Annotated in this window: 10 protein-coding genes; 5 read left to right on the forward strand and 5 right to left on the reverse strand. The window is 72.6% G+C overall.

Annotated elements, in window-relative coordinates; genetic code table 11:
* The first annotated feature begins 93 nt into the window (after positions 1-93).
* The 3 genes from ACWGH4_RS24020 to ACWGH4_RS24030 all read left to right on the forward strand — a co-directional run bounded on the left by ACWGH4_RS24020 (position 94) and on the right by ACWGH4_RS24030 (position 3,434).
* Positions 94-1,341 carry an extracellular solute-binding protein gene (locus tag ACWGH4_RS24020; protein WP_453464343.1) on the forward strand — a complete coding sequence of 416 codons (1,248 nt, stop codon included), beginning with the start codon at positions 94-96 and terminating at the stop codon, positions 1,339-1,341.
* Positions 1,342-1,761: 420 nt separating this feature from the next.
* On the forward strand, positions 1,762-2,568 hold the full coding sequence (locus tag ACWGH4_RS24025) for a GNAT family N-acyltransferase (protein ID WP_441262196.1): 807 nt from the start codon (positions 1,762-1,764) through the stop codon (positions 2,566-2,568).
* Positions 2,565-3,434 (forward strand): lysophospholipid acyltransferase family protein, encoded by an 870-nt coding sequence (locus ACWGH4_RS24030; RefSeq protein ID WP_453464347.1) that lies wholly within the window; start codon positions 2,565-2,567, stop codon positions 3,432-3,434. The genes ACWGH4_RS24025 and ACWGH4_RS24030 overlap by 4 nt, the downstream gene beginning before the upstream one ends.
* Here ACWGH4_RS24030 and egtD read toward each other — a convergent pair.
* From egtD to egtA, 4 genes are read right to left on the reverse strand one after another with little or no spacing between them, the layout of a single operon-like run.
* Complete coding sequence (gene egtD, locus ACWGH4_RS24035; protein WP_453464350.1) at positions 3,329-4,291, reverse strand: L-histidine N(alpha)-methyltransferase; 963 nt, start codon at positions 4,289-4,291, stop codon at positions 3,329-3,331. The genes ACWGH4_RS24030 and egtD overlap by 106 nt on opposite strands.
* On the reverse strand, positions 4,288-5,043 hold the full coding sequence (gene egtC / locus ACWGH4_RS24040) for an ergothioneine biosynthesis protein EgtC (protein ID WP_453464353.1): 756 nt from the start codon (positions 5,041-5,043) through the stop codon (positions 4,288-4,290). Before egtC ends, egtD begins: the two co-directional genes overlap by 4 nt.
* The gene (gene egtB, locus ACWGH4_RS24045; RefSeq protein ID WP_453464356.1) at positions 5,043-6,365 is read right to left on the reverse strand and encodes an ergothioneine biosynthesis protein EgtB; all 1,323 of its coding nucleotides are present in this window, start codon (positions 6,363-6,365) and stop codon (positions 5,043-5,045) included. Before egtB ends, egtC begins: the two co-directional genes overlap by 1 nt.
* Positions 6,362-7,633 (reverse strand): ergothioneine biosynthesis glutamate--cysteine ligase EgtA, encoded by a 1,272-nt coding sequence (gene egtA / locus ACWGH4_RS24050; RefSeq protein WP_453464359.1) that lies wholly within the window; start codon positions 7,631-7,633, stop codon positions 6,362-6,364. Before egtA ends, egtB begins: the two co-directional genes overlap by 4 nt.
* Before the next feature lie 127 nt (positions 7,634-7,760).
* On the opposite strand from egtA, the gene ACWGH4_RS24055 reads away from it, so the two are divergent.
* Positions 7,761-8,615, forward strand: coding sequence for a TIGR02452 family protein (locus ACWGH4_RS24055; RefSeq protein WP_453464362.1), 855 nt, complete (start codon positions 7,761-7,763; stop codon positions 8,613-8,615).
* Here the strand turns inward: ACWGH4_RS24055 and ACWGH4_RS24060 are convergent.
* A complete protein-coding gene (locus ACWGH4_RS24060) occupies positions 8,600-9,097 on the reverse strand; it encodes a type II toxin-antitoxin system PemK/MazF family toxin (RefSeq protein WP_453464365.1) in 498 nt (165 codons plus the stop codon). The two genes, ACWGH4_RS24055 and ACWGH4_RS24060, sit on opposite strands and share 16 nt — an antisense overlap.
* A 64-nt stretch (positions 9,098-9,161) precedes the next feature.
* Here ACWGH4_RS24060 and ACWGH4_RS24065 point away from each other — a divergent pair, with 64 nt between their 5' ends.
* Positions 9,162-9,431 (forward strand): hypothetical protein, encoded by a 270-nt coding sequence (locus ACWGH4_RS24065; protein ID WP_453464368.1) that lies wholly within the window; start codon positions 9,162-9,164, stop codon positions 9,429-9,431.
* Positions 9,432-9,511 lie beyond the last annotated feature (80 nt).

A 9,511-nucleotide genomic window follows, 5' to 3' on the forward strand; every position in this document is an offset into this window, starting at 1 on the left:
GGTACAGACCAAAATCCAGCCACAACCCGTGCGAGCGTCGCTCGCTTCCCCCACGTCGGGTCGATCCTCCGTGCCACACAGAAGGTGACCTACGTGAAGAACCGCTCGCTCGCCCTGTCCGCCGCGCTCGTGTGCGCCGTCACGCTCGTCGGCTGCGGGCTGGTCCCCGGCGGTTCACCCAAGAGCACCGTGGACATATGGCTCATGAAGGACAGCGTCTCCGACGAGTTCCTCGAGCGTTTCACCACCGAGTACGAGAAACAGCACCCGTCCGTCGACCTGAAGGTGACCTTCCAGGAGTGGACCGGCATCGGCAAGAAGGTCATGGCGGCGCTGGAGAGCGACGACGCCCCCGAGGTCATCGAGGTCGGCAACACCCAGGTCGCCCAGTACGCGGAGAGCGACGCGCTGCGCGACCTGACCCTCGAATCGGTCCGTGACCTCGGCAGCGAGGACTGGCTGCCCGGTCTCGCGGAACCGGGCAGCATCAACGGCTCCCAGTACGGCATCCCGTGGTACGCGGCCAACCGGGTCGTCATCTACAACAAGGACCTCTTCGCCCGGGCGGGCATCACCGAGCCGCCCAAGGACCGTGCCGAGTGGCTGGAGATCTCCGAGAAACTGGACGGCCCCGGCCGGCAGGGCATCTACCTCTCGGGCCAGGACTGGTACACCCTCGCGGGCTTCGTCTGGGAAGAGGGCGGGCAACTGGCCGTCGAGCAGGGCGGGAACTGGGAAGGCGCCCTGCACTCAGAGGCGGCCCTGCGCGGCATGGACTTCTACAAGCGGCTCCAGTCGCACGGGAACGGGCCGAAGGACGCCGACGAGGTGACGCCGTCCCAGACGGACGTCTTCGCCAAGGGCGACGTCGCGCAGATCATCGCCGTGCCGAGCGCGGCACCCCTCATAGAGAAGGCCAATCCGGCCCTCAAGGGGAAGCTGGGCTTCTTCCCCGTACCGGGCAAGACGTCCGAGGCCCCCGGCGCGGTCTTCATCGGCGGTTCCGACCTGATCGTGCCCGAGAACGCGCGGGAGAGATCCGCCGGCGTCGAGGTGGTGAAGGCGCTCGCGAGCGAGGAATGGCAGACCGAGCTCGCCCTCACGATGAACTACGTGCCCAACAAGACCACGCTCGCCGGTGTCATCGAGGGCAGGGAGGGCACGGCCGCGATGGCCGCCGGCGCCGCGAAGGGCAGGGCCACTCCCAACTCGCCGCAATGGGCCGCCGTCGAGGCCGACAACCCCATCAAGCCGTACATGACGGCCGTCCTCCAGGGGCAGGACCCGGCGCGCGCGGCGCGAGCGGCGTCGGACAGGATCACGGCGGCGCTGCTGCCCTGACGGGACGGGCGGATCCGAGGTCGCGTGTCGACGGCAGCGGTCGACGGCACCCGGACCCACCGGGACTTGGATCGACGGCAGCGGTCGACGGCACCCGGACCCACCGGTGCTTGGATCGACGGCAGCGGTCGACGGCACCCGGATCCACCGGTGCTTGGATCGACGGCAGCGGTCGACGGCACCCGGACCCACCGGTGCTTGGATCGACGGCAGCGGTCGACGGCACCCGGACCGACGGGCGCGCGGCCCCGTGCTAGGGGAGCGGCGGCATCCGCTCCGCCGCGCATTGCCCGGCATTCAGCGTCCTCACATCCGCTCTCCGCCGGGCGGTCATGTCGAATCCAGCCGGCCACGGAAGAAACAAGGAGCCGGGCCGCCGCACCAGCGGTCCGTCCCCTCCGTCCGGCACAGGAGACCGCCATGCCCGCATCGCCGCTCGTCGTCCCCGCTCCGCTGCCCGCACAGCCGACCGCTCCCTTGCCGCCCCAGCACGAGCAACCCCGGTACGTCGTCTCACTCGCCCGCGACCAGGAGGAGGTGCGCGCCGCGCAGCGCCTGCGCCACCAGGTGTTCGCCGGGGAGATGGGAGCCAGGCTCGACGGACCCGAGCCCGGTCTGGACTCCGACGCCTTCGACGCCTACTGCGACCACCTGCTCGTGCGCGAGGCGGACACCGGTGAGGTCGTCGGCACCTACCGGCTGCTGCCGCCCGATCGAGCCCGTGTCGCCGGCCGCCTCTACTCCGAGGGCGAGTTCGACCTCACCCGTCTCGACCCGATCCGCGACGACCTCGTCGAGGTCGGGCGCTCCTGCGTCCACCCCCTGCACCGCAACGGCGCCGTGATCGCCCTCATCTGGGCCGGTCTCGCCCGCTACATGACCCGCACCGGCCACAACTGGCTCGCGGGCTGCTGCTCGATCCCCCTCGCCGACGGCGGCGTCCTCGCCGCGGGGACCTGGGACACCGTGCGGGCCAAGAACCTGGCGCCCGAGGAACACTGGGTCACCCCGCACAAGCTGTGGAACGCGGAGGGCGTCGCACGCCCCGCCGGCCGCACCGAGCTGCCGCCGCTGCTGCGCGGCTATCTAAGGCTCGGCGCGTGGGTCTGCGGGGCGCCCGCCCACGACCCCGACTTCAACGTCGCCGACCTCTACGTCCTGCTGTCGCTGCGCCGCACCGACCCGCGGTACCTGCGGCACTTCCTCTCCCTCGCCCCGGTGCGATGAGCGCCTGGCTGCCCTGCGCGCCCTGCACACCCGAGGGCTGCGCGACCCACCACGGGCCCGTCGCCGGGCCGCTCAAGGCCCTCGCCCGGCTGCTGGCGGGCCTGGCGACCGTGGGCTGCGGCCTGCTGCTCGCCCCCGTCGCGGGCCTCCTCGGCGTCCTCCTCGGCGCGGCGTTCCGCCACCGGCTGACCCGTCTCTGGTCGCGCGCCGTGCTGCGGGCGTTCGGCGTGCGGGTGAGCGTCGTCGGGCTGCCGCACGACCTGCGGGCCTCGCTGGTCGTCGCCAACCACATCTCATGGCTGGACATCCCCCTGGTCGCCTCGGTCCTGCCGGGACGGATGGTCGCCAAGAGCGAGGTCCGCTCATGGCCGGTCCTCGGGCCGCTCGCCGCCCGCGGCGGCACCTTCTTCCTGGAACGGGACCGGTTGCGCGCGCTGCCCGCCGCCGTGGCGTCGATGGCGGGCGCACTGCGCGGCGGGGCCCGGGTCGTCGTCTTCCCGGAGGGCTCCACCTGGTGCGGGCGGGGCCGGGGACGGTTCCGGCCCGCCGCGTTCCAGGCCGCGCTCGACGCGGGCGCCGCCGTCCAGCCCGTTCGCGTCACCTACTCGCCCACCGGGGCGGCGGCGTTCGTCGGCGACGATCCGCTGCTCGCGTCCCTGTGGCGGGTCGCGGCGGCCGAGGGGCTCACCGCGGAGGTCCGGCTGCTGCCGCCGATCCTCCCGGGGAGCCACCCCGACCGCCGCTCACTGGCGCTGGCCGCTCAGCTCGCCGTCGCGAGCGACAGCGCGAACCTGCCCTCCCCGTCCGTCCACCAGTGCGTCATATCCATTCCCGCACGCGCGAGTTCGGTCCGCACACCGTCCTGACGGAACTTCGCGGACACCTCCGTCCGCAGTTCCTCCCCCTCCTCGAAGGGCACCACCAGATCCAGCTCGGGAATCTTCACCGTGAGGGCGGAGCGGGCCCGCAGCTGCATCTCGATCCACTCGTTGTCGCGGTCCCAGCGCGCCACATGGTCGAAGTCGCCGGGATCCACGTCCGCTCCGAGCTCCCGCGCCAGCACCGCGAGGACGTTCTTGTTGAACTCGGCGGTGACGCCCGCGGCGTCGTCGTAGGCGCGCACGAGCACCGACTCGTCCTTCACCAGGTCCGTGCCCAGCAGCAGGAAGTCGCCGGGATTCAGCATGGCCCGCACGGACCGCAGGAAGAGCGCCCGCTCGCCCGGCAGGAGGTTGCCGATCGTCCCGCCGAGAAACGCGACCAGCCGGGGCCCCGGCGTCACGGGCAGCTCCGGCCCGCGAGTGAAGTCGGCGATCAGGGCGTGCACGTTCAGGCCCGGATGGTCGGCCAGCAGGGCCTGCGCCGCACCCTTCAGCGCGCTCTCGCTGACGTCCACGGGCACGTAACTGTGCAGCGAGGGCAGGGCGTCCAGCAGGAAACGGGTCTTCTCGGACGAGCCGGACCCGAGCTCCACGAGCGTGCGCGCCCCGGTCGCCGCGGCGATCTCCGGCGCCCGTTCGGCGAGGATCTCCCGTTCGGCGCGGGTGGGGTAGTACTCGGGAAGCCGGGTGATCTCCTCGAACAGTTCGCTGCCCCGGGTGTCGTAGAACCACTTCGGCGGCAGTGTCTTGGGCGTACGGGTCAGTCCGTGCAGCACATCGGCCCGCAGCGCGGCGTTGGTCGCGTCCTCGGGCAGGGTGCGGGTCAGCAGGAACGGGCTCACTCGGTCGGCTCCTTGAGCTCGGTCAGCAGGACGTCGGCGCGGGTCGCGGTGAGCAGCGTCCGGTCCGGCACCTCCTGCCACAGCGGATCGTCGTCGTACGGTTCCGAGGCCACGACCGTGCGCCGGCCGGGCTCGGTGAGGTACCAGAGGGTGTCGCCCCAGGCGGTCGCGGCGATCATCGTGCCGTCCGTCAGGAGCAGGTTCAGCCGGGACCCGGGCGCGGCCGCGGCCGTGTCCCGGACGGTGTCGGCGAGTGCCTGGGCGGGCGAGTCGCCCGCGCGCAGCCGGCGCAGCGCCAGCGCCCACAGCAGCGCCGAGTCGTTGCGCGCCTCCATCGACAGCAGTTCCTCCGCCGGCAGCGCGGCGGAGAGCGGGCCCATCGAGGCCGGCCAGCCGCGCACCGCCCCGTTGTGGCTGAACAGCCACGGCCCGGAGGCGAACGGCGCCGCCGCGGCCTCGCCGTCCGCGCCGGGTGCGGTGGCGTCCCGCACGGCGGCGAGCACCGCGTGGCTGCGCACCACCCGCGCCAGGTCGGTGAAGGACAGGTCCGCCCAGATCGGCCCCGCGCGCCGGTACCTGGCCGGAACCGGGTCGCCGTCCGCGTACCAGCCGACCCCGAAGCCGTCCGCGTTGACCGTGCCGTAGCGCTGCCGGCGCGGCGCCCACGACTGGCGGAACAGGCCGTGTTCGGGCTCGACGAGCAGCGCCCCCAAGGGCTCTGGCCGTCCCAGGAAGGCGATATGACGACACATCAGAGGCCGCCCCCGTCCGGGCCGGCGGGCTGCGCGTCCCGTGCGGTGCGGAAGCCGGAGAAGATCTGGCGGCGCACCGGCAGGTCCCAGTTGCGGAACGTGCCCCGGCAGGCCACCGGGTCGACGGCGAACGAACCACCGCGCAGCACCTTGTGCTCGCTCCCGAAGAACACCTCCGAGTATTCGCGGTAGGGGAACGCGACGAACCCCGGGTAGGGCAGGAAGTCGCTCGACGTCCACTCCCACACGTCGCCGATGAGCTGCCGTACGCCCAGCGGCGATTCTCCCTGCGGATAGCTGCCCGCAGGGGCGGGCCGGAGATGGCGCTGGCCGAGGTTGGCGTGCGCCTCCGTCGGGTCCGCGTCGCCCCACGGGTAGCGACGGGCCCGGCCGGTCTGCGGATCGTGCCGGGCGGCCTTCTCCCACTCGGCCTCGGTCGGCAGCCGCCGGCCGGCCCAGCGCGCGTAGGCGTCCGCCTCGTACCAACTCACGTGCAGCACGGGCTCGTCGGGCGGGACTTCCTCGGTGACGCCGAACCGGCGGCGCAGCCAGGTCCCGCCCTCACGGCGCCAGAACAGCGGCGCGCCGATGTCGTGCTGCCGGATCTGGTCCCAGCCCTCAGCTGCCCACCAGCGGCGCTCGTGGTAGCCGCCGTCCTCGATGAACGCCTGGTACTCGCCGCAGGTCACCGGGGTCGTGTCGATGTGGAACGCGGGCATGACACGCCGGTGGGCGGGCCGTTCGTTGTCGAGCGCCCACGGCTCGGTGGACGTCCCCATCGTGAACGCCCCGCCGGGCACCAGTACTTCCCGCGGCAGCGGACCGATGGCATGGGCGGGCGGCTCCGGCGCGGACAGGGCGGGCGGCCCCTTCCGCAGCTGATGGGTGATCAGCATCGTCTCGTCGTGCTGCTGCTCATGCTGGGCGATCATCCCGAAGGCGAAGCCGGCGTCGACGAGCGGACCGCCCTCGAACGCGGTGCGCTCCAGGATGTCCAGCACCCGGCCGCGCACGTCGGCGGCGTACACCCGTGCCTCCGCTGGCGCCAGCAGCGGCAGGGAAGGACGGGCCGCCCGGGGATGCTCGAACGCGTCGTAGAGGGAGTCGATCTCCGGCCGGAGCGCCTCCCCCTTGCCGACCTGGCGCAGCAGCCACTGCTCCTCCTGGTTGCCGATATGGGCCAGGTCCCACACCAGCGGTGACATCAACGGCGAGTGCTGGGCGGTCAGGTCACGGTCGTCGACGCAGGATGTGAGAGCGGCGGTGCGGTCACGGGCACGGGTCAGCGCATCGAGTGCCAGACTCCGCAACTGGTCGGTCATGTGCCGGGCTCCTTCACCACGGAGGCGATCAGGTCGTCGGCGGGGCACCGGCCCCGCAGTACATGGCGTTCGTTGAAAAGGGCCACCTCGTCGAGCACGGTCGTCGACGCGCCGAGGCGTACCAGCGCCTGCAGGGCCGCGCCGAAGCACGCCACGGCGGCGCTCCGCAACTCCTCGTCCGCCGGCCCGTGCCGCGCCGCCGCCGTCCACAGCGCGTTGCGCGGCGCGGCACCGGCGCCCATGGACTCGGCCAGCGGCTTGAGGGAGCGGTACACGGTCTCCGCCGCCTCGGGATCGTCGAAGAGCGCGGCGGTCACCGCGAGCGGCACCATCCAGCCGTTCTCGCCGGGCTGCGCGTCGATCATGCGCAACTCCAGGTGCCCGCGCGGCCGCACGGGCGGGAACAGCGTCGTCAGGTGGTAGCGGAGGTCCTCCTGCGTCGCCGGACGCGGTCCGCCGGAGCGCAGCCAGCCCCGGAAGGTCAGGCCCTCGGGGAGTGGCCACGCCCCGTCCGGCATCCGTACGCACATGACGGGTGCGTCCAGCGCGTGCGCGGCCCACGCCGCCCGCGGCTCCGCCTCCAGGGGAGGCGCCATCGGACGCACGGGATCCAGGACGTTCCACACCGCCTGCCGCGTGGAGCGCCAGCCCGTAGGACGCCCGGCCAGCATGGGCGAGTTGGCGAAGGCCGCCAGCAGGACCGCGCCCAGGAGATGGGCGAGCCGCCAGCGGCGGCCGTGCCCGAGCGGGCCCGGCTCCTCCTCACCGGTGTCGAGCGACACCTGGACAGAGGCCGTGCTGCACATCATGGAGCGGCCGTAGGGGCCGGAGCGGTCCAGGCATCTCTCCATCGCGTCGTAGCGCGGTTCATGGAGGATCCGGCGTGGCGGGTGCCAGGGATCGAGTCCCATGCCGTTCAGAGTGAGGCCTGCCGGACGGAGGGCCGTTCGTACGGCGTCCAGATCGGCGGCTGTGGAGTCGATGCACTCCATCAGGGAGGCGGCGGGGCGCGAGCTGAGTTCCAGCTGGCCGCCGGGCTCGAAGGTGAGTACGGAGGTCAGGGGCAGGGCGCGTATGTCGTCGAAGGCGCTCCTGAGGCGGTCGGGTGCCACGGGTTTCCCGGGCTGCTCACGGTCATGGACCAGCCATTCCACCTCCACGCCCAGGGTGCGGGGCGGACCTGTCTTGAAGCAGATACATCGGAGCAGGTCCTCGGCCTCGTCCTCGGACATCGGACGGCTGAAGTCGCCCGTTCCCGCTCGGTGCATGATCGGCTCCTCCTGTCGAAGGGACTTCTGTCAACCTAAGGCCACCGCTGCGGGTCCGCACAAGAGTGCCCCTGAGGAGCGAAAATGTGTTTGCCGCCGTCACCTGGGGTTCCCGATGATGTCGGGCATGAGTGCACGACTACGGGGAATCGCCAAGCAGACCGAGGAGATCGTCGGGGCCGGGGGGTACCGCCTTCCTGACGGACGCGAGGTACGGATCGGTCAGCAGCTCGCCACCGCACTGGCGGGCACACGGATGTACGGACCGGAGCCCCTGGCCGTCTCACCGGACAGGGACCGGATCACCCGCTTCGAGGTCACGGGCGAGAGCAGCACCGAGGCCGCCCAGCGGCTCACCGGCGCCGGGGAGGGGCCGGTCGCCGTCCTGAATTTCGCCTCCGCCCGTAATCCCGGCGGCGGTTACCTCAACGGCGCGCAGGCCCAGGAGGAAGCGCTCTGCCGGGCGTCCGCCCTGTACGCCACGCTGCTGCGCGTGCCCGAGTTCTACGAGCACCACCGGTCGGAACGCAGCGTCTTCTACACCGACCGGGTGATTCTCTCGCCCGGTGTGCCGGTCTTCCGCGACGACCGGGGGCGGCTGTTGGAGCAGCCGTTCACGGTCGGCTTCCTCACCTCTCCCGCACCCAACGCGGGAGTCGTCGCACTCCGCACACCGGGCGAGGTCCACCGCATCCCCGCCGCGCTCGCGTCACGGGCGGAACGGGTCCTGGAGACCGCGGTGACCGGCGGCTACCGCCGTCTCGTGCTCGGCGCCTGGGGCTGCGGCGTCTTCCGCAACGACCCCGCAGCCGTCGCCGGCGCCTTCCAGGCCCTGCTGACCGGGGGCGGCCGGTTCGCCGGCCACTTCGAGGAGATCGTCTTCGCCGTGCTTGACCGGGCAGGCACCTCGCCGACGCTCGCCGCGTTCCGACGTGCCTTCGCCGACCGGACCGGCGCCGCCGGGGCTCAGCTCCAGCCGTAGCGCTCCCGCAGCCGCCGCACCACACGGTCGAACCGCGCCCGGTCCAGCGCGGACGCCTCACGGCGCATCCCCGTCTCGTGCACCCGCAGCACCCGGTCCAGATCCACCCACGACTCGCGTCCGGCGCCGTCCCACGGCCCCACGCCGATCGGCACCCATTCCCGGTCGTGGTCGTGGGGCTTGCTGGACAGCTGGACGGCCAGCAGCGTGCCGGCCGCCTCCCTGGCCACGACCAGGACCGGCCGGTCCTTGCCGCGGCCGTCGTTCTCCTCGAACGGCACCCACGTCCAGACGATCTCGCCCGGATCCGGATCGCCGTCCCGGTCCGGCGCGTACGAGGTGCGGACCGGCCCGGCGCGGAGGGGATCGGCCTCGGTGGTGGCGGCCGGGCCGCTGCTGCCGGGCGAATGGACGAAGACGTCGGAGCGCGTGGAGCCGTGCGGTCCCCGCGGGCCGGGCGAAGGGGCGGTGGAATGCGTCATCCGGTCACGGTAGTGCCCACCGGGCGACATGCGGGCGCGGCGGTGGGTGTCTAGCGTCGCCTGCATGAACACACAACCGCAGCGCTTCGGGATCATCGTGGTCCCCGAACACGTCGAAGGGCACAATCCCGCCACGCTCCCCGAGGATGTCATCCGCTCCGCCGTCGTGGACTACACGGGAGAGCTGGGCGCGTCGGGCTTCCCGCGTTACGTCGGCGACGGCGTCGAGGTCGACATCGACCCGGAGACCCGCGCGGTCGAGGCCCTGCTGGTGGACGGCGCGGAACTGTCGCTGGGACTGGTGGCGCGGGTGGTGGACGCGGGGGAGGCGTAGCGCCGCCCTTCGAGCATGCGCTCCCGCCCCGCACCGACGGCCGCGCCGGTGCGCGAAAGGCGAACGGCCGGGGTCCGGCC

The sequence above is a fragment of the Streptomyces sp. NPDC054847 genome, assembly GCF_053610925.1.